The organism is Micromonospora sp. WMMD1128 (assembly GCF_027497235.1).
Classification (GTDB): Bacteria; Actinomycetota; Actinomycetes; order Mycobacteriales; family Micromonosporaceae; genus Micromonospora.
Genome location: NZ_CP114902.1, coordinates 3,578,657 through 3,603,317, shown reverse-complemented (window position 1 = coordinate 3,603,317; position 24,661 = coordinate 3,578,657). Strand labels below are relative to the sequence as shown.

The window sequence follows — 24,661 nt, the reverse complement described above, 5'->3', positions numbered from 1 at the left end:
GCGGCCGATGCGGGGAACATGCCGAGTGTTCCAAGGTGCCGTCGCGCTGCGCAACGACAGATCACCCCACTGTTTCCGGCCCGCCCCCGGGAAGGAGTCCCGTTGTGGCCCCTAGGGGTTGACCGACGGCGGCGCGATGGATATGGAGGTGCCCGTGGCTAGTCGGTGTCGGTGGCGAGCAACCGGGCCGCGAGCTCGCCCCGCCCGCTCACCGACAACTTCCGGTAGATCCGGGTGAGCTGCTGCTCCACCGTGCTTGTGGTCAGGAAGAGGCGGCCCGCGATCTCCCGGTTGGTGTGCCCCTGCGCGGTCAGCGTGGCCACCCTTACCTCGTCGGCGGTCAACCCGCGTACCGCCTCCGGCATCGGCGTGGCCGTCCAGGCCGACTCGCCGGGCGCCCCGCTGCCGGCCGAGTAGGGGTCGAGGCTCCACTGCTCGACGACCCGGTCCGCCCGGCGCGTGGCGTGGCCGGCCCGCCTGTGATCCTCGGTGAGACGCAGGGCGCCGGCCAACTCGCTCAGCGCCCGCGCCAGCTCGATCCGGTCGCTCGACATCTCCAGGGCCCGGATCGCGTCCTCGAGCGTGGCCGCGCGATCGGGCAGGCCGACACAGCCGGCGAGGGTACGCAGGGCGGCGCCGCGCTCGCCCGGATGTCCCGCGCCGAGCCGGTCGAGCTGCTCCCGGACCAGGTGTTCGGCGGTGCTCCGGCGGCCCAGCCTGAGCAACGCGCGGGCGGCCTCGGTACGCCACGGCACCAGCGCGGGCAGGTCGTGGCCCCAGCGGCGCATGAGCTCGCCGCACCGCCGGAAGTCGCGCAGCGCGAACCGGTCCGCGCCGCCGGCCATCGCGTGGACGCCCCGGGCCCGGAGATAAAACAGCCCGAAGACGCTGTCGAACATCACCGCCGGCACCGGGGTGCGCAGCCGGACGGCCGCGTCGTCGAGCTGCCCCAGGTCGGTAAGCGCCCGCACCGACACGGCGAGCGGAAGACCGATGGCGACCCCCCAGGCCGGCGTGGAGAGCCCCCGCAGCGCCTCGTCCGCGAGGTGGTACGCGGTCCGGGCGTCACTGCGACGCAGCGCGATCTCGGCCCGGACGGCGGTGAGCAGCGCTGCCGACAACCGGTCGAGGGCGGGACCGCCGAGCAGTTCCCCGCACCAGGCGTCGGCCCGGTCCAACCGGTCGGCGAACACAAGCGTGGCCAGCGGCCAGATCAGGGTCCAGTGCACCGGCTCCCGGGCCCCGCGCGCCCGCAGCGCGTGCTCGGCCGCTTCGGCGAGGGCGTCGTCCCCGCCCCGGCGTACCGCGGCCTCCAGGCCGGCGATGCCGGCCAGGCGCGTGCGCAGCGTGGCCGCCCCGGCCCGGCGCAGCGGTGGGCGGTGCGGTCCGTCCCGCTGCGCCGCCGCGAGCTCCGGGAACAGCAGATCGATCCAGAGGCCGGCCAGGACGAGGTCGGCCGCGTCGTCCGGGTGGGCGCCGGCCGCGTGGTGCCACACCTCGCTCGCCTCGGTGACCCGGCCGAACCACAGCAGGTGGCGGATCGGCTCGACGGACCGGGCACAGTCGAGGCCGGCGGTGCGCACCGCGCTCGGGACGTCGGCCAGCTGCCGCAACCCGGCGTCCGGGTCGAACCGCAGCTGGAGGTCGGTGAGAGCGATCCGGATGCGGGCCTGCCGGGCCTCGTCGTCGCAGTGCCAGCCGGCGTGCCGGAGGCAGCGCCGGGCGAGCTCGGGCTCCGCGTCGGACAGCTGGGCCGCCGCGTCGAGCAGGCTCTCGGCCATCCACGGCTCGGCGGCCGGGTCGATGGCGAGCAGGTGGGGCGCGATGGCGGTGGCCGACGCGCCGTCGCGGCGCAGGGCGGCGGCGACCCGACCGTGCAGATCGGCCCGGGCCGGATCGGGCAGCCCGTCGAGCACCGCCCGCGCCAGCGCCGGATCGCCGAGGCCGCCGTCGGTGACCAGACCGGCCGTGGTCCCGGGCCGCAGCGCCGGCAGTGTCGACGCGGCGCCCGGACCGAGCACGCCGGCCAGGACGTCGCGGGAGAGCCCGTCACCGGCGACGGCAAGCACGCGGACCGGGTCGAGCACGTCGGGCTCGCACCGGTGGAGGCAGGCGAGCACCGCGTCGCGGTACGCCGCGCCGGCGACCAGCCGACTGGGCGCGTCCGAACGGCCGAAGGAGTCGTCGAGCAGGGCGCGCACCAGCAGCGGGTTGCCGCCGGTGACCCGGTGGCACTGGGCGCCGAGTTGACGCGCCAACTCGACGCCGCAACGGTCGGCGAGAACCTCGGCGACGCCGGACTCGGACAGCATGGCGAGGGTCACCCGGCGGACCCGGGCCGGACGCAGCAACCCGGTGAGCGCCGGCGAGCGCGGGCCGACGCGTTCCGCCTCCGCCGTCACCAGCCGGACCAGCGCCGGCCGCGGGTCCCGCATCAGGTGGGACAGGCAGCGCAGGGACGCCGCGTCGGCGTGGTGGACGTCGTCGACCACGATGACGAGCGGCGGGCCGTCGGCGGGGTGCGGGGGAGCCTCGTCGAGAAGGCGACAGATCTGCCGTACCGCCTCGTCCGTCTCGTCCTCGGTGGTCAGCTCGTATGCCGCGGCGAGCCGTTCGGCGATCTCCCGGCCGGTCCGGGCGGGCACCGGCAGGTCGGGGCAGAGCTGCCGGAGCACGTCGAAGGGCAGGGCGCCCAGCCCGGACGACGCCTCGGCGGTCGCGATCCGCGCGCCGCGCCGGGTCGCCCGCCGGGCGAACGCGTCCAACAGCCGGGTCTTGCCGGAGGCGACCGGCCCGCTCACGACCACCATGTCGGGACCGAGATCATCGGAAAACATTCGCTCAAGCAGTGCGAGCTGCTCGTCGCGCTCCACCAACCGCACCAGTCGGTCCCCTCACGTCACGTTCCGGGGTCTCGACGATCGGTCCGAGGAATGATGAAATCCGGGCGACCACCAGAACGGCGACATCACGGTAATCCCCAGCCGACCCGGTCACAACCCGGACATGCGCGCGCCGGGGGCGATGGCGTCCGCGGCTGAAGGGCAGCTTTAGCGATACGTTGGCCGGAACGCCGACGCTGCGGTGGTGACAGGGACAGAACAACGCGGCGCGGCAGTCATGACTGCCGTCGAGGCGCCGACGCCGGAGAGTGTGCGTGCCGCGGCCCGGCGGCTGGCCGCCCGCGTCGTGACCACCCCGGTGGTGCGGGACGACGAACTGGACCGGCTCGCCGGCGCCCGGCTGTGGCTCAAGGCCGAGTGCCTGCAGATCGGCGGCTCGTTCAAGATGCGTGGCGCGCTGCTCGCGGTCGGCCGGCTGGCCGGCGCCGGCACCGCCGGGGTGCTCGCGCAGAGCACCGGCAACCACGCGATCGCCGTCGCCCGGGCCGCGCGGGAGGTCGGCGTGCCGGCGACGGTGGTGCTGCCGACCGACATCGCACCCGGCAAGCTGCGCCGGATCCGCGCGGCGGGCGCCGAGGTGCTGCTGGCCGGCACCACGCTCGCCGAGCGTCTCGCGGTGCTGGCCGAGGTGCGGCGCACGCGCGGGCTGGACGTCGTCGACCCGTACGAGGATCCCGACGTCGTCGCGGGTCAGGGCAGTGCCACGGCCGAGATGCTGGCCCAGGTACGCGCCGCGGGCGGCCGCCTGGACGCGATCGTGCTGCCGGTCGGCGGTGGCAGCGCGGTCGCCGGAGGTTGTCTCGCCGCCGAGGGCGAGGACGTGCGGGTGGTGGCGGCCGAGCCGGCGGCGGTACCGGCCCTGACCGAGGCGCTGCGGGCGGGGCGCCCGGTGACCGTCCGGACGCGGCCGACGATCGCGGACGGACTCCGGCCGGACCGCATCGGCCAGCTGCCCTTCGCCCTCGCCCGGGGCCGGGTCGCGGACGTGGTCACCGTCGAGGAGGCGGAGATCGCGTCCGCGCTGTGTGCGGTCCTGATGCATGCCCGCCTGCTGGTCGAGCCGGCGGCGGCCACCGCCCTGGCCGCCGCGCTGCGGCTGTCGTCCCGCCCCGGCGACCGGTGCCGGGACATCGGCGTGCTGCTCAGCGGCGGGAACGTCGACAGCGGTCTGGTCACCCGCCTGCTTGCCGGTCACCAGGGTTGAGACGGGGTGCCCGGCCCGGCCGGGCACCCCGGTCACTCCGCGGCTCTGGTCTGCATGGTCCAGCGGAAGATCGGCAGCCCGGTCTCGGTGAACTCGTCCATCCGCTCGAAGTGCTCCCACGCGTTGTAGAACGGGACCTTCACCTTGTTCTCGGCCATGAGCACCTGCGGATTCCGTAGGTTGTCCGGCAGGTAGCCGGGACCGCCCTCCAGGCGGCATTCCTCGTAGCGGACATCGGTCATGATTCGACACCTCCATAGTGTCGCGCCGATTTAGTGGCGCTTCTCACGCTAAGGCGGCACGGAAATGGCTGTCAACCCTCAGGAAAATCGTTTCGGCGCATCGCGGTCCGCTTAAGCGTCGTATTAGTGACGGGAAAGAAGGATGCCGGACAATCGCTTTCGCGGCCTGGGTTCGCGGATATCGCGTCGGTTGCGGGCCGGCGGGTGCACGTGGGCGGTCGGTGTCGTCGTCCGCCTCGAACTGCTGTTGCGCCCGCGCGGCGGACGGCCCGGCCGGTTCGGCCCGATCAGCGGGAACCTGGCGGAACGGGACCTGCCCGAGCGGCCGTTGACGGCGGACGAGCACCGCGCCTGGCTGCGGCTGGCCGCCGCGCTGCAAACGAACGACGAGGCCGGATGAGACCGACCCCTGCGGACCCGCCGGCATAGGGGGCAGGTTAGGGGTGTCGAGCCTGTTCGACGCGATAATACGATCGGATTCGGCCACTGGACCGACGATTGGTAATCGCAATGGACGATGTCGAAGCGGCAATTCCACCCGCCTTTCCGATGCCTCGCACCTGCCCGGTCGATCCGCCCGCCGGCTATGCGAAAATTGCCGCCGAGCAACCGATCTCGAAGGTGACGCTCCCCACCGGCAGGACCGCCTGGCTCATTCTGGGCCACGATTACCTGCGCCAGATCCTGGCCGATTCCCGGGTCAGCGTGAACCGCCTCGACCCGGCCTACCCGCACCTCGTCGAGATGGACGGGCAGGCGATGGGCGCCATCTCTCTGGTCAGCAAGTCCCTGGTGGGGCTCGACCCGCCGGAGCACACCGTGCACCGGCGGATGCTGATCAACGAGTTCACCGTCAAGAAGCTCGCCGCGATGCGCCCCCGCATCCAGGCGATCGTCGACGAGTGCATCGACAACCTGCTCAAGCAGGAGCAGCCGGCCGACCTGGTGACCGCCCTGTCCCTGCCGGTGCCGTCGCTCGTCATCTGTGACCTGCTCGGCGTGCCCTACACCGACCACGGGTTCTTCCAGGAGCGCACGCTCGTCGCGTTCAACCGCAAGTCCACCCAGATGGAGCGGATGCAGGCCGGCGCCGGCCTGCTGATGTACATGGACAAGCTGGTCACCGGGAAGGAGGCCGCGCCGAGCGACGAGGACCTGATCGGCCGGTTGATCACCAAGTACCGCGAGGCCGGCAACTACGACCACGCGCACCTGGTGGGGCTGTCGATGCTGCTGCTGATGGCGGGCTTCGAGACCACGGCCAACATGATCTCGCTGGGCACGCTCTCCTTCATCCAGAACCCGGACCAGCTGGCGAAGCTCACCGACGACGGCACCCTCGCGGTTCGCGCCGTGGACGAGCTGCTGCGCTACCTGAGCATCGTGGACGTGTCCGGCGGCTCCCGGGTGGCGCTCGACGACATCGAGATCGGCGGCGTGACCATCCGCAAGGGCGACGGCATCATCGCCCTGCTCAGCGGTGCGAACCGGGATCCCGGCCACTACGAGCGTCCGGACACGTTCGACATCGACCGGGGCGCCAGGTCGCACGTCGCCTTCGGCTACGGCATCCACCAGTGCCTGGGCCAGAACCTGGCCCGCCTGGAACTGGAGATCGTCTACCGGACGCTCTTCGAGCGGGTGCCCACGCTGCGCCTCGCGGTGCCGGTGTCGGAGCTGCCGCTGAAGGACGAGGCCAGCATCTACGGGCTGGCCGAGATGCCGGTGTCCTGGTAGGACGGCGCCGACATGAGGATCACCGCGGATCGGGAGGCCTGTGTCGGCGCGGGGCAGTGCGTGCTCTCCGCCGACACGGTCTTCGACCAGGACGAGGACGACGGTCGCGTACTGCTGCTCAGCGAGCGGCCCGACGACGACATCGCCGGGGTGGAGCAGGCGGTGCTGCTCTGCCCGTCGCAGGCGCTCACCCTCACCGACGACTGACCACACACCCCCCTCCACGCGTGCCCCCGGCCTTCGGGCCGGGGGCACGCGGCCTTTCCCTGTGGTACGCGAGCAGAAGCCGGCGGGCACGGCAGGCGGTCACCGCCTGCCGTGCCCGCCGTCGGTCGATCAGGCGCCGAGTTCCCCGTCCAGCATCGCGAAGAGCTCGTCGTCGCTGGCGACCGAGAGGTCCTCCGCCGGGTCCGGCTCGGCGGCGGTGGGTGCGTGCCTGTCGGTCCACTTCCAGAGCAGGCCACGCAGCCGTTCCTCGATGCGCCGCTCCGCCGCCTCGCCCGGCTCCAGCGCCGTGATCCGCGCCTCCAGCCGGCCGATCTCGGCAAGCACCGCGGTCGCCGCCGCGTCCTCGTCAGCCGGGGCGACGGCGCCGTGCAGGAAGGCGGCAAGCGCCTCCGGCGTCGGATAGTCGAAGACCATCGTCACCGGCAGCCGCAGCCCGACCGCCGCGTTCAGGCGGTTGCGCAGCTCCACCGCGGTGAGCGAGTCGAAGCCGAAGTCCTTGAACGCGCGCCCGGCGTCCACCTCGGCGGCGGAGGCGTGCCCGAGCACGGTGGCGACCTGGGTGCGGACCAGGTCCAGCAGGATCGCCCGCCCCTCGTCCCGGGAGGCCGAGGCGAGTTGCCGGGCCAGGGCCGAGGCGTCCACGGTGACCCCGGCGGCGCTGCGCCGGGACGTGCCGCGGACCAGCCCACGCAGGATCGGCGGCGCGACCCCGGCCTCGACCTGGGCGCGCAGCGCCCGCGCGTCGACCCGGACCGGCGCCAGCACCGGCAGCGCGGACGACCACGCGGCGGTGAACAGGTCGAGTCCGTCCGTCGTGCTCAGGGCGAGCATGCCGGTCCGGCCGAGCCGGGCCAGGTCGGCCCGGCCGAGGTGACCGGTCATGCCGCTGGCCTCGGCCCACAGACCCCAGGCCAGCGCGAGCGCCGGGCGGCCCCGGCCGCGGCGGTGCACGGCCAGCGCGTCGAGCGCCGCGTTCGCCGCCGCGTAGTTGCCCTGACCGGGGCCGCCGAGCGTGCCGGCGGCCGAGGAGAACATGACGAACGCGTCGAGCGGCAGCCCGGCGGTCAGCTCGTGCAGGTGCCACGCGGCGTCCACCTTGGGGCGTAGGACCCGGTCCAGCTGTTCCGGCGTGAGCGCGTCCACGGTGGCGTCGTCGAGCACCCCGGCCGCGTGGACGACCGCGGTCAGCGGATGTGCCGCGGGAATCCCGGCCAGCAGCGCGGCCAGGGACTCGCGGTCGGCGAGGTCGCAGGCGGCGATCGTCACCCGGGCGCCGGCTGCGGTCAGCTCGTCGCGCAACGCCTCCGCGCCCTCCGCGGCCGGCCCGCGCCGACTGGTGAGCAGCAGGTGCCGGGCGCCGTGCTCGTCGACCAGCCGGCGGGCCACCAGGCCGCCGAGCACGCCGGTGCCGCCCGTGACCAGAACCGTGCCGTCCGGGTCGAGCGCGGACGGCACGGTGAGCACCACCTTGCCGGTGTGCCGGGCCTGGCTCAGGTAACGGAACGCCTCGGGGGCGCGACGCACGTCCCAGGCGGTCACCGGCAGCGGCCGTAGCGTGCCGTCGTCGAACAGGACGGACAGCTCGTCGAGCATCTCCTTGACCCGGTCCGCGCCGCCGTCCATCAGGTCGTACGCCTGGTAGGTGACGCCGGGGTGGTCGTCGGCGACGCGTTGCGGGTCCCGGATGTCGGTCTTGCCCATCTCCAGGAACCGGCCGCCGCGCGGCAGCAGCCGCAGCGACTCCTCCACGTACTCCTTGGCCAGCGAGTTGAGCACCACGTCCACGCCCTGGCCGCCGGTCGCCGCGAGGAACGCGTCGGCGAACTCCAGGTTTCGGGAGGAGGCGATGTGCGCGTCGTCGAGACCCAACGCCCGGAGGGTGTCCCACTTGCCCGGGCTGGCCGTGCCGTACACCTCGACACCCCAGTGTCGCGCGAGCTGGATCGTCGCCATGCCGACCCCGCCGGTCGCCGCGTGCAGCAGCAGCGTCTCGCCCGGCTGGATCTTCGCCAGGTCGACCAGCCCGTAGAAGGCGGTCAGGTAGACCACCGGGATGGTGGCGGCCTCGGCGAACGTGCAGTTCGGCGGCATCCGGGTGAGCAACCGGTGGTCGGTGACGGCGATCGGGCCGATGCCGGAGACCAGGCCCATCACCCGGTCGCCGGGGGCGAACTCGTCGACCCCCGGGCCGGTCTCCAGCACCACGCCGGCGGCCTCGCCGCCGAGCGGCCGGCCGTCGTTGCGGACCAGGCCGAGACTGATCAGCACGTCGCGGAAGTTGAGCCCGCCGGCCCGTACGGCGAGGCGCACCTGTCCCGCTTCCAGCGGCTGGTCCGCCTCCGGCCACGCGCGGATCAGCAGGTTGTCCGGGGTGCCACCGCCGGTGGAGTCCTCCTGCCAGTGCAGTCGCCACGCGGGGGCGTCCGGCAGCGGCAGGGCGGGCGCGCTGTCGGCGCGGGCCAGCCGGGCCACCTGCACCACGCCCTGCCGGACGGCGAGTTGCGGCTCGTCGAGCGCCAGCACACCGGCCAGCGCGGCCGTCGAGGCGGGATCCCGGTCCAGGTCGACAAGGGTCAGCCGGCCCGGGTGCTCGGACTGCGCCGAGCGCAGCAGCCCCCACGCCGCGGCGGCGGCCGGATCCATCCGGACGTCGTCACCCGGGACCGCGCGTACCGCCCCGGTGGTGACCAGGACGAGCCGCGGCCGGTCCGCGGCCAGGTGCTCGCGGAGCAGGTCGAGAGCGGTACGCACGGCGGCGCGGACGCGGTCCGGCAGGTCACCGCCCGGGATCGGCAGCGCCGCGACCGTCACCTCGGGGTCCCCGGCGGTGGCCGGGGGCAGGTGGGCGGCCAGCCCGTACGGGTCGTCGCCGTCCACCACCGCGCGCGGCGGCGTCTCCGGGCCGGGCCCGGTGGCCGGCGCGGTGGCCCAGTCCAGGTGGAACAGCCAGTCGTGGTGCGGCTCGCGGGTGGTGGCGAGCGCGGCGGCGGAGACCGGCCGGACCGCGAGCGCGCCGACCCGCGCCACCGGGCCGCCGGCCGGGTCGGCCAGGTCCAGCGTCACGCTGCCCGCGCCGGCCGGGCGCACCCGGACCCGCAGCCCGGTCGCGCCGGAGGCCAGCAGCGCGGTGTCGGACCAGGAGAACGGCAGGAGCACCTCGCCGTCGCCGACCGGGGCCGCCCCGGTGAGCCCGGCGGCGTGCAGGGCGGCGTCGAGCAGCGCGGGATGCAGGCCGAAACCGGCCGCGTCGGTGCCGTCCGGCAGCTGCGCCTCGGCGTACACCTCGTCGCCGAGACGCCACGCGGCGCGCAGGCCACGGAAGAGCGGGCCGTAGCCGTACCCCTGCCGGTCGAGCCGCTCGTAGTGGCCGTCGAGCGGGATCGCGGTGGCGCCCGGCGGCGGCCAGGCGCCGGTGAGCGGTCCCGGGCCGGCGTCCGGCTCGTCGCCGGCGTCGGCCGGGGCGAGCAGGCCGGCGGCGTGCAGCGTCCAGGGCCGGTCCGTGCCGTCCTCGTCGGAGTCCGGCCGGCTGTGCACGGTGACCGGGTGCCGGCCGGTGGCGTCCGCCGCCGCGACCGTGACCTGGAGGGCCAGCCCGCCGGTCACCGGCAGCACCAGCGGCGCCTGCAACGTCAGCTCCTCCACCCGATCGCAGCCGACGCCGTCCCCGGCGTGCACGGCGAGGTCGACCAGGGCGGCGGCGGGCAGCAGGATCCGGCCGAAGACCGCGTGCTGGGCCAGCCACGGCTGGGCGTGCAGCGACAGACGCCCGGTGAGCACCGTCGCGTCCCCGTCGGCGAGCGGGACGGCGGCGCCGAGCAGCGGATGCGTGGTGGCGGTGAGGCCGGCCGAGGTGACGTCGCCGGCCCCGGACGGCGTCGGCAGCCAGAACCGGTCGCGCTGGAAGGCGTAGGTGGGCAGGTCGACGCGCGGTCCGGACGGGATCCGCCAGTCGACGGGTACGCCGCCGACGTACGCCCGGGCCAGCGAGGCGTGGAAGCGGACGAGGTCGCCCTCGTCGCGGCGCAGGGTGCCGAGGGTGAGTCCCGGCGCCGCGTCGGCCCGCTCGTCGAGCGTCTCCTGGATCGGCACGGTCAGGATCGGGTGCGGGCTGATCTCGACGAAGACCCGGTGCCCGCGCTCGTGCAGCAGCCGGGTGACGTCCGCCAGCCGGACCGTCCGGCGCAGGTTGCGGTACCAGTAGTCGGCGTCCAGGACGGCGGGCTCCGGCTCCTCGCCGTCCACCGTGGAGTAGAACGCGATCTCCGCGGGCCGTGGGGTGATGCCGGCCAGGCTCGTCAGCAGCGTCTCCCGGACCGCCTCCACGTGCTCGCAGTGCGACGCGTAGTCCACCGGGACGGTGCGGGCGTCCACCCCGTCCGCCTGTGCGGCGGCGACGAGCGCGGCGACGGCCTCCGGGGTGCCGGCCACCACGGTGGCGGTCGGGCCGTTGACCGCGGCGATGGTCACCGCGCCGGCGGCCTCCAGCCGCGCCTCGACCCGGTCGGCGGGCAACGGGATCGAGGCCATCGCGCCGGTGCCGGCCAGCACGCCGAGGGCGCGGCTGCGCAGCGCGACCACCCGGGCGGCGTCCGGCAGGCTCAGCACGCCGGCGATGTGGGCGGCGGCGATCTCACCCTGGGAGTGCCCGACGACCGCGTCCGGCCGCACCCCGTACGACTCCCAGAGCCGGGCGAGGGCGACCATCACCGCGAACAGCGCGGGCTGCACCACGTCCACCCGGTCCAGGGACGCCGCGCCCGGCTCGTCGCGCAGCACCGGCAGCAGGTCCCAGTCGGTGTGCGGGCGCAGCGCCTCGGCGCACTCGGCGATCCGGTTCCGGAACTCGGGGCTGGCGTCGAGCAGCCCACCGGCCATGCCCACCCACTGCGAGCCCTGGCCGGGAAAGACGAAGACCACCCGGCCCGGGTCCCCGGCGGCCACCCCGGTCACCACGCCCGCCGGCGCGTCACCGGCGGCGAGCGCGTCGAGCGCGGCCGTCCGGTCGCCGGCGAGCACGACCGCCCGGTGGTCGAGTACGGCCCGGGTGGTGGCCAGCGCTGCGGCGATCCCGGCCGGGTCCAGGTCGGGCCGGTCGGCGACCAGGTCGCGCAGCCGCGCGGCCTGGGCCCGCAGGGCCGGTGCGGTCCGCGCGGAGAGCAGCCACGGCGCGGCGCCGGGGGCGGGGGTCGGCGCGGTGTCGTCGCCGCTGGGCGCCTCCGTCGCCGGGGCCTCCTCGACGATGACGTGGGCGTTGGTGCCGCTGATGCCGAACGACGACACGCCGGCCCGGCGGACCCGCTCCCCGCGCGGCCACGACCGGGCCTCGGTCAGCAGCGCGACCTCCCCGGCCGTCCAGTCCACGTGCGGGCTCGGCGCGTCCACGTGCAGGGTGCGCGGGAGCGTCCCGTGCCGCAGGGCCAACACCATCTTGATGATCCCGGCGACGCCGGCCGCGGCCTGGGCGTGGCCGATGTTCGACTTGATCGAGCCGAGCCGCAGCGGCCGGTCGGCGGGCCGGTCCCGACCGTACGTGGCGAGCAGCGCCTGCGCCTCGATCGGGTCGCCGAGCGTGGTGCCGGTGCCGTGCGCCTCCACCGCGTCCACGTCGCCCGGTTCGAGGCGGGCCGCGGCCAGCGCGTCGCGGATCACCCGCCGCTGCGACGGCCCGTTCGGGGCGGTGAGCTGACTGCTGGTGCCGTCCTGGTTGACCGCGCTGCCGGAGATGACGGCGAGCACCTGGTGGCCGTGGCGTTCGGCGTCCGACAGCCGTTCCAGCAGCAGCAGGCCGGCGCCCTCGCCCCAGCCGGTGCCGTCGGCGCCGGCCGCGAACGGCTTGCACCGGCCGTCGGGCGCCAGCCCCCGCTGCCGGCTGAACTCCACGAACAGCCGCGGCGTGGCCATCACCGTCACGCCGCCGGCCAGCGCGAGCGTGCACTCGCCCTGGCGCAGCGACTGCACCGCGAGGTGCACCGCGACGAGCGACGACGAGCAGGCGGTGTCCACGGTCACCGCCGGGCCCTCGAAGCCGAACGTGTAGGCGATCCGGCCGGAGGCGATGCTGCCGGCGCTGCCGGTGCCGATGAAGCCCTCGAACTCCGGCGGCATCGGCTGGATCCGGGCGCCGTAGTCGTTGTACATCACGCCGGTGAAGACGCCGGTGCGGCTCCGGCGCAGCGTCACCGGGTCGATGCCACCCGCCTCGAGCGCCTCCCACGTGGTCTCCAGCAGCAGTCGCTGCTGCGGGTCGATGGTGAGGGCCTCGCGGGGGCTGATGCTGAAGAAGTCCGCGTCGAAGTCGGCGGCGTCGTGCAGGAAGCCGCCCTCGCGGGCGTACGTGGTGCCGGTGCGCTCCGGGTCCGGGTCGTAGAGGGCGTCGGTGTCCCAGCCCCGGTCGTCGGGGAACGCCGAGATCGCGTCGGTCTCGTCGCGGAGCAGCCGCCACAGTTGCTCGGGGGTGCGCACCCCACCCGGGTAGCGGCAGGCCATCCCGACGATCGCGATGGGCTCGCGGGACCTGTCGGCCAGCCGACTCTGTTGCCGACGTAGCTGTTCGTTCTCCTTCAGGGATGCCCGGAGGGCCGCAACGATCTGGTCGGTCGAGGTCGTCATCGCAGCTCCAGCGTCCAGCGGTCGAAGCGGGCTGCTCCAGGTTGCCGACCTGCGCTAACGGGCGGCTTGCCGGGCGCTAAAGCTGCGTCGGCCGGGCGCCAGCTGCGTCGGCCGGGCGCCGCGAACGGTCGCGGCGCCCGGCCGGCGCGCTCAGGCCCGGCCCAGCTCCCGGTCGATGAAGTCGAAGATCTCATCGGCGTCGGCGGTCTCCAGCCGGTCGGCGACGGCCGTGGCCGACGTCGCCGAGTGCTCGGTCCAGCGGGCCAGGAGCGTCTGGAGGCGCAGGGTGATCCGGCCGCGTCCGGGGTCGTCGGCGGCGACCGCGCCGAGCGCCCGCTCCAGCCGTTCCAGCTCCTCGGCGGCCGGGTCCCGGACCTCGGCCGGGGCGAGCCGGTCGCGGACGTGCCGGGCGAGCGCGCCGGTGTTCGGATAGTCGAAGATCACCGTCGGCGGCAACCGCAGCCCGGTCATCGTGTTGAGCGTGTTGCGCAGCTCCACCGCGGTCAGTGAGTCGAAGCCGAGATCCTGGAACGGCCGGTCGACGTCGACGGCGTCCGGCGAGGCGTGCCCGAGCACCGTGGCGATCTGGCCGCGGATCAGGTCCAGCAGCACCGTCTCCCGCTCCGCGTCGCCGAGGTCGGCCAACCGTCGGGCCAGGGCAGCGGCCCCGGCGGAGGTCCGACGCGGCGGCACCCGGACGAGGCCGCGCAGGATCGCCGGCAGCACCCCGGCGCCCGCCTGGGCGCGCAACGCGACGGTCTCCAGCCGCACCGGCACGAGGGCCGGCGCCCCGTCGGCGAGCGCGGCGTCGAGCAGCCGCAGCGCCGTCGCGCCGGGCAGCGGGAGCAGGCCGTTGCGGGCCATCCGGGCCCGCTCGGCGTGCTCCAGCGTCGCGGTCATGCCGCTCTCCTGCTCCCACAGGCCCCACGCCAGGCTGGTGGCGGGCAGGCCGTCCACGCGCCGCCGCTCGGCGAGCGCGTCGAGGAACCCGTTCGCCGCCGCGTAGTTGGCCTGCCCCGGGCTGCCCACCGTGCCGGCGAACGAGGAGAACAGCACGAACGCGGCGAGGTCGTGGTCGCGGGTCAGCTCGTGCAGGTGCCAGGCCGCGTCGGCCTTCGGGCGCAGCACCGTGTCCAGCCGGTCGGGCGTGAGCGCGGTCAGGACGCCGTCGTCGAGGACGCCGGCCGTGTGCACGACCGCGGTCAGCGGATGCGCGGCCGGGATCGCGTCGATCAACGCGGCGAGCGCGTCCCGGTCGGCGACGTCACAGGCCACGATGCGCGGCTCGGCGCCGAGCGCGGCAAGCGACGCGGCCAACTCGTCCGCGCCGTCGGCCGCCGGGCCACGCCGGCTGGCCAGCAGCAACCGCCGGGCCCCGTACGCGGTGACCAGGTGCCCGGCGACGTCCGCGGCGAGGGTGCCGGTGCCGCCGGTGATCAGCACGGTGCCGTCCGGGTCGAGGCGCGGCGGGGTCCGCTCCGGCGCCGGCTCGGTGGCGACCAGCCGTGGCACCAGGACCGCCCCGTCGCGTACCGCGATCCGTGGTTCGTCGGCGGCGATCGCGGCGCCGAGCGCGCCCGGCAGCGCGGCCCGCGACGCGGCCGTGTCGTCCAGGTCGACCAGGAGGAACCGGCCCGGGTTCTCGGTCGCGGCGCTCGCCAACAGACCGGCCACGGCCGCGCCGGGCAGGTCCTGCGGCTGCGCGCCGGCGGCGGTGGCGCCCCGGGTCAGCAGCGCCAGCCGGGTGTCGGCCAGCTCCGGCGCGGCCAGGAGGTCCCGGCACAGGTCGAGGACCCGAGCGGTGAGCGCGTGCGCCCCGGCGACCGGGTCGGCGTCCGGCCCGGTCGACGCGACGTGCACCAGCAGGCCGGGCGCGGCCTCGCCGGCGGCGACGGCGGCCCGCAGCGTGGCCAGGTCCGGGTGGGACGCGGCCGGGCCGAGCCCGAACGGGTCCGGCCCCAGGAGCGCGAAACCGGTGTCCGCCGGGGCGCCGGTCGCCGCCGTCCAGTCCAGCCGGTACAGGGCGCCGTCGCGGCCACCGGCGCGGCGTAGCTGCTCGACCGCGATCGGCCGGATGGCAAGCGACTCGATCGTGGTCACCGGGGTGCCGGCCGAGTCGGCCAGGTCCACCCGGACGGCGCCGGACCCGGCCGGGGTGACCCGTACCCGCAGCGTGTCCGCCCCGGGCACGGGCAGGTCCACGCCGGAGAAGACGAACGGCACCTGAGCCTGCTCCGGGGTACCCGGGAGTAACGCGATCGCGTGCAGAGCGGCGTCCAGCAGCGCCGGGTGCAGGCCGAAGCCTTCCGGCGAGGTCCCCTCGGGCAGCGTCACCTCGGCGTGCACCGTGTCGCCCTGCCGCCATGCCGCCCGGACGCCCTGGAACGCCGGACCGTAGGCCAGCCCGGCGGCGAGGAACCGCTCGTACAACTGGTCGACGGCGACCTCGTCGGCCCCGGCGGGCGGCCAGGCCCCGCCGGGCGCCGGCGCCGGTTCCGGCGTCGTCGCGGGCGCGAGCACGCCGTCGGCGTGCCGGGTCCAGACGCCGTCGCCGCCCGCGCCGGCCGGCCGGGAGTCGATGGTCAGCGCCCGGCGTCCGTCCGGGTCGGCGGGCCCCGCGACCACGTGCAGCCGCACGCCCGCCGGGTCGTCGAGGACGAGCGGGGCCGCGAGGGTCAGCTCCTCCAGCCGGTCGCCGTCGGTGTGCGCGGCCACGTGCAGGGCGAGCTCGGCGAACGCGGCGCCGGGCAGCAGCACGTGGTCCAGCACGGCGTGGTCGGGGATCCAGTCGGCGGTGTCCGGCCCGAGCCGGCCGGTGAACAGCCAGCCCCCGTCGGGCAGCTCGGTGGCGGCGGCGAGCAGCGGATGGCCCGCCGGGCCGAGCCCGGCCGCGGTGATGTCGGCGGTCGCGGCGCCACGCAGCCAGTAGGGGCGGCGCTGGAACGGGTACGTCGGGAGCTGCACCCGCCGCGGGCGCAGCGGCGCGAGCACCGGCGACAAGTCCACCTCCACCCCGCGTACCGCCAGCGCGGCGGCGGAGGTCAGCAGCCGGGTCCAGCCACCCTCGTCCCGCCGCAGCGTCCCGGTCACGGTGGCCTCGATGCCGGCCTGCTCGGCGGTGTCCTGAAGCCCGGTGGTGAGCACCGGGTGCGGGCTGCACTCGACGAAGTGCCGGAAACCGGCGTCGAGCAGCGCCCCGGCGGCGGGCGCGAACCGGACCTGGTGGCGCAGGTTGGCGTACCAGTAGTCGGCGTCCAGGGTGGCGGTGTCGATCGGCTCGCCGGTGAGCGTCGAGTAGAAGGCCACCTGGGCGGTCCGGGGTTCGATCCCGGCCAGCACCTCCCGCAGCCGGTCCTGGATCGCCTCGACGTGGTGCGAGTGCGAGGCGTAGTCCACCGGGATCCGGCGGACCCGCACGCCGTCGGACTCCCCGTCGGCCAGCAGCTCGTCCAGGGCGGCGACATCGCCGGAGACGACTGTGGCAGCCGGCCCGTTGACCGCGGCGACGCTGATCCGGCCGTCCCAGCGGGCGATGAGCTTCTCGGTCGCCTCGACGGGCAGCGGCACCGAGACCATGCCGCCCAGGCCGGCGATCGCGGCGAGCGCCTGGCTGCGCAGCGCCACGACCCGGCAGGCGTCGGTGAGGCTGAGCGCCCCGGCGACGTACGCGGCGGCGATCTCGCCCTGCGAGTGGCCGATGACGGCGTCCGGCCGGACCCCGAGGGCCTGCCACTGCCGGGCCAGTGACGTCATCACGGCGAACAGGGCGGGCTGCACCACGTCGGCGCGCTCCAGCGGCGGCGCGTCCGGCGCCCCGCGCAGCAGCTCCAGCAGCGACCACCCGGTGAGCGGGTCGAGGACGGCGGCGCACGTCTCGATGTGCTGGGCGAAGACCGGCGCGGTGGCCAGCAGCTCGGCCGCCATGCCGGCCCACTGCGAGCCCTGCCCGGGGAAGACGAAGGCGATCGGGCCGGCCGGACCCTCGGTGACGCCGCGCACCAGGTTCGCGGCGCCGCCCTCGGTGGGCAGCGCGGCCAGGCCGGCGAGCAGCTCGTCCCGGTCGGCGCCGACGACGACGGCGCGGTGCGGGTGCCGGGCCCGGCCGGTGGCGAGGGTCTGCGCCACGTCCGCCGGCCGCAACGCGGTTCCGGCCCGTACGAAGGCGCCGAGCTGCCCGGCCTGGTCCACGAGCGCCTGTTCGGTGCGGGCGGAGAGCAGCCAGGCGACCGGCGCGGACGCCGGCGGCTCCGACTCGTCGGCGGGCGCGTCGTCCGGCGCCTGCTCGATGATGACGTGGGCGTTGGTGCCGCTGATGCCGAACGAGGAGACCGCCGCCCGGCGGGGTCGCCCGTTCGGCTGCCACGGCTGCGCCTCGGTCAGCAGCGAGACGTTGCCGGTGCTCCAGTCGACGTGTGGGCTCGGCGCGTCGGCGTGCAGGGTCTTCGGCAGCTCGCCGTGTTGCAGGGCGAGGGTCAGCTTGATGACGCCGGCGATCCCGGCGGCGGCCTGGGTGTGCCCGATGTTCGACTTGATCGAGCCGAGCCAGAGCGGCCGGTCGTCGGGCCGGTCCTGGCCGTACGTGGCGAGCAGCGCCTGCGCCTCGATCGGGTCGCCGAGCTTGGTGCCGGTGCCGTGCGCCTCGACCGCGTCCACGTCGGCGGTGGTCAGCCGGGCGTTGGCCAGCGCCTGCTGGATCACCCGCTGCTGGGACGGGCCGTTCGGGGCGGTGAGGCCGTTGCTGGCGCCGTCCTGGTTCACCGCCGATCCGCGCACCACGGCGAGGATCGGGTGCCCGTTGCGCCGGGCGTCGGAGAGCCGCTCCACGAGCACCACGCCGGCGCCTTCGCCCCAGCCGGTGCCGTCCGCGTCCGCGGCGAACGACTTGCACCTGCCGTCCGGGGCGAGACCGCGCTGCCGGCTGAACTCGGTGAAGATCGCCGGGCTGGCCATGATCGTGGTGCCGCCGGCGACCGCCATGTCGCACTCGCCGCTGCGGATCGCCTGGCAGGCCAGGTGCAGCGCGACGAGCGAGGACGAGCACGCGGTGTCGACCGTGACGGCCGGTCCCTCCCAGCCGAACGTGTAGGCGATCCGGCCGGAGGCGATGCTCGTGGTGGTGCCGATCATCAGGTAGCCCTCGGCGCCGGAGGAGGCCGGCGACGTGCTGCCGTACGCCTGCGCGATCACCCCGGCGAAGACGCCGGTGTTGCTGCCGCGCAGGGTCGCCGGGTCGATCCCGGCCCGCTCCAGCGCCTCCCACGTCGTCTCCAGCAGCAGTCGCTGCTGCGGGTCGGTGGCGATGGCCTCCCGGGGGCTGATGCCGAAGAAGTCCGCGTCGAAGTCGGCGGCGTGCGGGACGAAGCCTCCTTCGAGCGCGTACGTCTTGCCGGCCGCCCCCGGGTCCGGGTCGTAGATGTCGGCGGTGTTCCAGCCGGGCCGGTCGGGGAACCGGCCGATCGCGTCGACGCCGCCGGCAAGCACCTGCCAGAGCTGTTCGGGGCTGTCCGCGCCGCCGGGGAAGCGGCAGGCCATCCCGATGATGGCGACCGGCTCGTCGGCCGGCCGGGTGGTGGCCGTCCGGCGGGTGGTCTTCGCGCGCGTCCCGCCGAACTCGGTACGCAGGAAGCCGCCGAGCGCGGCCGGTGTCGGGTAGTCGAAGACCGCGGTCGGCGACATCCGCAGCCCGGTGGCGGTGTTCAGCCGGTTGCGCAGCTCCACCCCGGTCAGTGAGTCGAAGCCGAGCTCGGAGAACGGGCGCTCCGGGTCGATGTCGCTGGCCGAGGCGTGGCCGAGGACGGCCGCGATGTGGGTGCGGATCAGGTCGACGAGCAGCCGATGCTGTTCCGCCTCGCCCAGCCCGGCCAGCCGGTCGCGGAGCGCGTCGCCGTCACCGGTGTCCGTGTTGGTGGCCCGCCGGGCCGGCCCGCGCACCAGTCCGCGCAGGATCGGCGGCACCGCGCCGGAGAGGGCACGCAGCGCCCTGGCGTCCAGCCGGGCCGGCACCACCGTCGGGCGGGCGCCCCGGACCGCCGCGTCGAACAGGGCCAGCCCCTGCGCGGCGGTCAGCGCGGCGAGCGCGCCGGGGCGGCGGGGCGTTTCGCCGCCCATCCCCGCCGCGTCTTCCCACAGTCCCCAGGCGAGGGAGAGCGCCGGTCGACCCTGGGCGTGCCGGTGTGTGGCGAGGGCGTCGAGGTAGGTGTTGGCGGCGGCGTAGTTGGCCTGTCCGGGGTTGCCGAGGGTGCCGGCGATGGAGGAGTAGGTGATGAAGGCGGTGAGGTCTCGATCTTCCGTGAGGTGGTGCAGGTGCCAGGCGCTGTCGGCTTTGGGGCTGAGGACGGTGTCGAGTCGGTCGGTGTCGAGATCGGTGAGGAGTCCGTCGTCGAGGACGCCTGCGGTGTGCACGACTGCGGTGGGTCGGTGGCCGTCGAGGATGGCGGCGAGGGCGTGGGGGTCGCTGGTGTCGCAGGCGGCGATGGTGACGTCGGCGCCGTGTTCGGTCAGCTCGGTGTGGAGGTCGGTGGCGCCGGGTGCGTGGGGTCCGCGGCGGCTGGTGAGGATGAGTCGGCGGATGCCGTGGGTGGTGACGAGGTGGCGGGCGAGGAGCGCGCCGAGGGCGCCGGTGCCGCCGGTGATGAGGACGGTGTCGTTCGGGGTGAGGGGGGTGGGGATGGTGAGGATGACTTTGCCGGTGTGGCGGGCTTGGCTGAGGTGGCGGAAGGCGGTGGGGGCGTCGCGGATGTCGAACGCGGTGACCGGCAGCGGCTTCAGCACCCCCGAGGCGAACAGGTCGCCCAGCTCGCGCAGCATCTCCGCGACCAGATCCGGGCCCGCGTCGACCATGTCGAACGCCTGATATTCCACGCCCGGGTGGGCGTCCGCGACCACCTGCGGGTCGCGGATGTCGGTCTTGCCCATCTCCAGGAACCGCCCACCGCGCGGCAGCAGCCGCAGCGAGGCGTCCACGAACTCCCGAGCCAGGCAGTCGAGCACCACGTCCATGCCCGCGCCGCCGGTCGCGTCCAGGAACTGCCGCTCGAAGTCGAGCGTACGGCTGTTGCCGATCCGGTCGTCGCCGACGCCCTGGCCGCGCAGCGTCGGCCACTTCGGCGTGCTGGCGGTCGCGTAGATGTCCGCGCCGAGGTGCCGGGCGAGTTGCACGGCGGCGGTGCCGACGCCGCCGGTCGCCGCGTGGATCAGGATCCGCTCGCCGGGCCGCAGCACCGTCAACCGGGTCAGCGCGTAACACGCGGTCAGGAACACGATCGGCGCGGCGGCGGCCTCCGCGAACGTCCAGCCCGGCGGCACCGGGGCGACCAGCCGCTGGTCGGTGACGGCCACCGGTCCCATGGCGCCGGTGAACAGGCCCATGACGTGTTGGCCGGGGGTGAGGGTGGTGACGTCGTCGGCGACGTGGGTGATGATGCCGGCTGCTTCGCCGCCGATGGCGGCGTGTCCGGGGTACATGTCGAGGGCGATGAGGACGTCGCGGAAGTTGAGGCCGGCGGCGCGGACGGCGATGCGGACCTGGCCGGGTGCGAGTGGCGCGGTGAGTTCGGGTGCGGGGAGCAGGGCGAGGTTTTCCAGGGTGCCGGCCGTGGTGACGCCGAGGCGCCAGGGTCCGTCGGGGGCGGTCAGCATCGGCGTGTCCGTCGTCCGGGTCAGGCGCGGCGCGTAGGCTACCCCGTCCCGGACGGCCAACTGCGGCTCACCGGTGCCGAGCAGGGCGGGCAGCGACGGCACGACCTCCGCCGCGCCGTCCACGAGCACGAACCGGGCGGGGTGCTCCGACTGGGCGACCCGCACCAGACCCCAGACCGCGGCCTGCGCCGGATCGGCCACCCGGTCACCAGGCTGGGCCGCGACCGCGTCCTGGGTACGCAGCACCAACGTCGTACCGGCCAGCCGGTCGTCGGCGAGCCACCGGCGGGTCAGCTCCAGCGTCCAGGCGGCCGGTCCGTGATCGGCGCCGGACCCACCGGCCGGCACCGCCGCGACCACGGTCGCCGGTGCCTCCTGGCCGGCGTCCAGCGCGGCGAACAGCGCCTCGACGTCGGGGTGGTCCCCGGCGCCGAGCACCACCGGGGCCGTCTCGTCCGGCTCGTCGGCGGGCCGCACCGTCGTCCACCGCACCTCGAAGAGCGAGCCGTCCGCGCGCGGACCGGCGGCGGCCAGTTGCTCCGCCGAGACCGCCCGCAGCGACAGCGACTCGATCGACGCGACCGGGGCTCCGGACAGGTCGGCGACCTGCACCGAGACCGCGTCGCCGTGGGGCGCCGGCGCCAGCCGGACCCGCAGCCGGGTAGCGCCGCCGGCGTGCAGCGTCACGCCGGACCAGGCGAACGGCAACCGGATCGCCGGGTCCGCCGCGTCCCGGGCGGCGGCGCCGAGCACCATGCCGTGCAGGGCCGCGTCGAGCAGCGCCGGGTGTACGCCGAAGCCGTCCGGGTCGGCGTCGTCGGGCAGCCGGACGTCGGCGTAGACGACGTCGCCGTCGCGCCACGCGGCCCGGACACCCTGGAACGTCGGGCCGTAGTCGAGGCCCGCGGCGGTCAGCTCGGGGTAGAGCCCGGTGACGTCCACCGGCGCGGCGCCCTCGGGCGGCCACGTCCCGGACAGCTCCTCCGCAGCCGCCTCGACCGGTTCCGACCCGGCCGGACGCAGCATGCCGCTCGCGTGCCGGACCCACGGCGCCTGGTCGTCGGCGGCCGGGCGGGAGTGGATGGTGACGGTCCGGCCGCCCCGCTCGTCCGGCGCGCCGACGGCGGTCTGGAGGTGGACGGCGCCGCGCGGGTCGAGCACCAGCGGGGCCTCCAGCAGCAGTTCGTCAACGCCGGCGGCCCCGGCCTGGGCGGCGGCGTGCAGTGCCAGGTCCACGAACGCGGTGGCGGGCAGCAGGACGGTGCCGTGCACGGCGTGCCCGGCCAGCCAGGGGTGGCTCTTCAGGCTCAGGTGGCCGGTGAACACCCAGCCGTCCTCGCCGGCCAGCGGCAACGCCGCCCCGAGCAGAGGGTGGGTGGTGCCGCCCAGGCCGAGGCCGCCGGCGTCGCCGGGGCGGCCCTGGACCCAGTAGGGCTGGCGTTGGAACGGGTAGGTGGGCAGGTCGGTGTGTCGGCCGGCGGGTGTGGTGGTGGTCCAGGTGGTGTCGTGGCCGGCGGTGTGCAGCGCGGCGTGGGCGTGTTGTCCGAGGTGGGCGCTGGTGATGGTGTGGGTGTGGTTCTCGGGGAGGCAGGCGTGGGTGAGGGCGCTGAGGGTGTTGTCGGGTCCGAGTTCGACGTAGGTGGTGACCCCGGAGGCGTCCAGGGTGGACACCATGTCGTGGTAGCGGACGGCGTCGCGGATGTGTCGGGTCCAGTAGCCGGCGTCGAAGGCTGGTGCCACGTCTCCGGTGCGGTTGGAGATGACCGGGATAGTCGCGGGGTGGTAGGTGACGGTCGCGGCGATGGCCTGGAACTCGTCCAGGATCGGGTTCATGTGGGGGGAGTGGAAGGCGTGTGAGGTGGTGAGTTTCTTGGTGCGCCGTCCCTGCCCGGCCCAGTGCACGGCGATCTGGGTGACGGCGTCGACGTCGCCGGAGATGACGGTGCTGGTGGGGGAGTTCAGCCCGGCGATGGAGACCGTGGCGGGGTCGAGCATCGGCGTCAGTTCGTCTTCGGTGGCCTCGATGGCGATCATCGCGCCGCCGGGTGTGGCGGCTTGCATGAGTCGTCCTCGGGCGGTGACCAGCAGGGCGGCGTCGGGGAGGCTGAGCACGCCGGCGAGGTGGGCGGCGGACAGCTCACCGATGGAGTGTCCGGTGAGGTAGTCCGGCGTGATGCCCCAGCTGGTGACGAGGGCGTGCAGGGCGACGTGGGTGGCGAAGAGGGCGGGTTGGGTGTAGCGGGTTTCGTGGACGGCGTCGACCATGGCCTCGCGCAGCGGCCGGTCGAGGTGCTTGTCGAGTTCGGCGCAGACGGCGTCGAAGGTTTCGAGGAAGACGGGTTCGTCGCGGTAAGCCATCTCGGGGTGTTGGCTGCCCTGTCCGGTGCACAGGAACGCGACCTTCCCCGTCGGGCGGGTGCTGCCGCGCACGAGGGACGGGTGTGGTTGGTCGCAGGACAGGGCGGCGAGTGCCTCGCGGTGGTCGGCGAGGATGACGGCGCGGTGGCTGTGCTGGGCGCGGCGGGCCAGAGTGTGGGCGACATCGTCGTTCGGCAGGGACGTGGTGGCGGTGGTGAGGCGGGCGGCCAGGGCGGCCAGGGCGGCGGGTGTCTTGGCCGACAGCAGCCACGGCACCGGCGTACCGACCGGTTCCGGTTCTTCGGCGGCCGGCGGCTCTTCGATGATGAGGTGGGCGTTGGTGCCGCTGATGCCGAACGACGACACGCCGGCCCGGCGCGGGTGACCGTTGCGCTTCCATGGCTGGGCCTGGGTGAGCAGCGCGATGTTGCCGGCGTCCCAGTCGACGTGCGGGGACGGCTCGTCGACGTGCAGCGTCTGCGGCAACAGGTCGTGGCGCAGTGCCTGCACCATTTTGATCACTCCGCCGACGCCGGCGGCGGCCTGCGCGTGCCCGATGTTCGACTTGATCGAGCCGAGCCAGAGCGGCCGGTCGTCGGGCCGGTCCTGCCCGTAGGTGGCCAGCAGCGCCTGCGCCTCGATCGGGTCACCCAGGGTGGTGCCGGTGCCGTGCGCCTCCACCGCGTCCACGTCGGCGGGCGACAGGCGCGCGTTGGCCAGGGCCTGGCGGATGACCCGCTGCTGCGACGGCCCGTTCGGCGCGGTGAGGCCGTTGCTCGCGCCGTCCTGGTTCACCGCCGACCCACGGATGACGGCGAGCACCGGGTGGTTGTTGCGCTGGGCGTCGGAGAGGCGTTCGAGGATGAGCATGCCGGCGCCCTCGCCCCAGCCCACCCCGTCGGCCGCCGCGGCGAAGGACTTGCAGCGGCCGTCGCGGGCCAGCCCACGCTGCCGGCTGAACTCGGTGAACAGGCCGGGCGTCGCCATCACCGTGGCGCCACCGGCAAGCGCCAGGTCACACTCGCCGCCGCGCAACGCCTGCGCCGCCAGGTGCATGGCGACAAGCGACGACGAACACGCCGTGTCGACCGTGACCGCCGGGCCCTCCAGGCCGAACGTGTACGCCACCCGACCCGACGCGACGCTCGCCGAGCTGCCGGTCACGACGTACCCCTCGACGCTCTCCAGGCCCTGCATCAACCGGACCATGTAGTCCTGGCCGGTCGCGCCGATGAACACCCCGGTCGCGCTGCCGCGCAGCGACTCGGGATCGATGCCGGCCTCCTCGAACACCTCCCACGACGTCTCCAACAGCAGCCGCTGCTGCGGATCCATCGCCAGCGCCTCGCGCGGGCTGATCCCGAAGAAGTCCGCGTCGAACTCGTTCGCCTCGTGGAGGAACCCGCCCTCCCGGACGTACGACTTGCCCGAGGCGTCCGGGTCCGGGTCGTACAGCTCGTCGGTGTCCCAGCCGGGCCGGGCCGGGAACTCGCTCACCGCGTCTGCGCCGGTCGCGAGCAGCCGCCATAGGTCCGCGACGGATCCCACCCCGCCGGGGTAGCGGCAGCTCATCGCCACGATCGCGATCGGCTCGTGGTCCCGCGACTCCAGCTCGCGCAGCCGCCGGTTCGCCTGCCGCAGGTCGGCCGTCGCGCGCCGCAGGTAGTCGCGGAGCTTCTCGTCGGTTCGCGCCGGGTCGGTCGTCGGGTTCGTCGTCGCGGCCACATTCTCGGCAGGCATCA

At 75.0% G+C, this 24,661-nt stretch carries 8 protein-coding genes; 4 read left to right on the top strand and 4 right to left on the bottom strand.

What is annotated here, in order from left to right:
* Window positions 1–158 precede the first annotated feature (158 nt).
* On the bottom strand, window positions 159–2,882 hold the full coding sequence (locus O7602_RS16155; RefSeq protein ID WP_281583469.1) for a LuxR family transcriptional regulator: 2,724 nt from the start codon (window positions 2,880–2,882) through the stop codon (window positions 159–161).
* Between the two features lie 238 nt (window positions 2,883–3,120).
* Between O7602_RS16155 and O7602_RS16150 the strand changes: the two genes are divergently transcribed.
* Entirely contained in the window at window positions 3,121–4,107 is a 987-nt protein-coding gene (locus O7602_RS16150; protein ID WP_281583468.1) for a pyridoxal-phosphate dependent enzyme, read from the top strand.
* 32 nt (window positions 4,108–4,139) lie between these two features.
* On the opposite strand, the gene O7602_RS16145 is transcribed toward O7602_RS16150, so the two are convergent.
* A complete protein-coding gene (locus O7602_RS16145) occupies window positions 4,140–4,349 on the bottom strand; it encodes a DUF5988 family protein (RefSeq protein WP_281583467.1) in 210 nt (69 codons plus the stop codon).
* Window positions 4,350–4,491: 142 nt separating this feature from the next.
* On the opposite strand from O7602_RS16145, the gene O7602_RS16140 reads away from it, so the two are divergent.
* From O7602_RS16140 to O7602_RS16130, 3 genes are all read left to right on the top strand, one after another.
* Window positions 4,492–4,749, top strand: a complete 258-nt coding sequence (locus tag O7602_RS16140; protein ID WP_281583466.1) for a hypothetical protein — start codon at window positions 4,492–4,494, stop codon at window positions 4,747–4,749.
* A gap of 221 nt (window positions 4,750–4,970) precedes the next feature.
* Window positions 4,971–6,086, top strand: coding sequence for a cytochrome P450 (locus O7602_RS16135; protein ID WP_281583465.1), 1,116 nt, complete (start codon window positions 4,971–4,973; stop codon window positions 6,084–6,086).
* A 12-nt stretch (window positions 6,087–6,098) separates the two neighbouring features.
* Window positions 6,099–6,293, top strand: a complete 195-nt coding sequence (locus O7602_RS16130; protein ID WP_281583464.1) for a ferredoxin — start codon at window positions 6,099–6,101, stop codon at window positions 6,291–6,293.
* Window positions 6,294–6,422: 129 nt separating this feature from the next.
* On the opposite strand, the gene O7602_RS16125 is transcribed toward O7602_RS16130, so the two are convergent.
* Entirely contained in the window at window positions 6,423–12,923 is a 6,501-nt protein-coding gene (locus O7602_RS16125; protein WP_281583463.1) for a type I polyketide synthase, read from the bottom strand.
* A 150-nt stretch (window positions 12,924–13,073) separates the two neighbouring features.
* Complete coding sequence (locus O7602_RS16120; RefSeq protein ID WP_281583462.1) at window positions 13,074–24,659, bottom strand: type I polyketide synthase; 11,586 nt, start codon at window positions 24,657–24,659, stop codon at window positions 13,074–13,076.
* Window positions 24,660–24,661 lie beyond the last annotated feature (2 nt).

What these genes read in the sequence shown, in the direction of transcription:
- O7602_RS16150 (WP_281583468.1), top strand. Translation starts at nt 3,121, where the DNA reads ATGACTGCCGTCGAGGCGCCGACGCCGGAGAGTGTGCGTGCCGCGGCC.
- O7602_RS16145 (WP_281583467.1), bottom strand. Translation starts at nt 4,349, where the DNA reads ATGACCGATGTCCGCTACGAGGAATGCCGCCTGGAGGGCGGTCCCGGC.
- O7602_RS16140 (WP_281583466.1), top strand. Translation starts at nt 4,492, where the DNA reads ATGCCGGACAATCGCTTTCGCGGCCTGGGTTCGCGGATATCGCGTCGG.
- O7602_RS16130 (WP_281583464.1), top strand. Translation starts at nt 6,099, where the DNA reads ATGAGGATCACCGCGGATCGGGAGGCCTGTGTCGGCGCGGGGCAGTGC.
- O7602_RS16125 (WP_281583463.1), bottom strand. Translation starts at nt 12,923, where the DNA reads ATGACGACCTCGACCGACCAGATCGTTGCGGCCCTCCGGGCATCCCTG.
- O7602_RS16120 (WP_281583462.1), bottom strand. Translation starts at nt 24,659, where the DNA reads ATGCCTGCCGAGAATGTGGCCGCGACGACGAACCCGACGACCGACCCG.